Source organism: Legionella bozemanae, assembly GCF_001648595.1.
GTDB lineage: Bacteria > Pseudomonadota > Gammaproteobacteria > Legionellales > Legionellaceae > Legionella > Legionella bozemanae.
The window spans coordinates 1-524 of the sequence record NZ_LBAW01000109.1 but is presented as its reverse complement, the minus strand read 5'-3'; the positions used below and the strand labels follow the sequence as shown (position 1 = coordinate 524).

Genomic DNA, 524 nt, shown 5'->3' with positions numbered 1-524 from the left:
CATCCTGGTAGCCTAAAAACGCAGCAACTTCGAGCAGACATCAAACATTTGGATACAGGATTTATTTCCAGGATTAAAAATTTGTTTAAAGACGATATTGTGCATACGGTGTCTGGATTTCAATATCATTATGGGAAGCACATCAAATCATCACCGTTTACGAAAAAAAAGCAAGATTTAGTGATTGTTCATGATGCACAAAAACTTTCTTTTGATGATTTATCCGCGTTAAGCGACATCACTCAAGCACACAGAAGCAAACTCATTTTATTGAATAACTCGGCAGGAACATTGGGTTTTAGTGCAGGAAATCCGATTAAGCTATTAAAAGAGCAGGGCATTCATTCGTATAAATCGTTAACAGCCCCTATCAAAGGAGCGCTTAAGCTCTCGATTGGGAAACAAGCAAATGAATCCATGAGTTATGCTTGGCTTCAATTAACGCCAGAACAACAGCAAAAAAGTGCACTGGTTGCCTTGAATAACAAACAAAAGGAGACTTTGACGAGCCAGATACGAGAAGG

General features: G+C 38.7%; 1 protein-coding gene. It reads left to right on the top strand.

Features of this window, described 5'->3' with window-relative positions:
- Positions 1-524, top strand: a 524-nt coding sequence (locus A8O27_RS18270) for a hypothetical protein (protein ID WP_154669274.1), incomplete at both ends; no start/stop codon positions are given.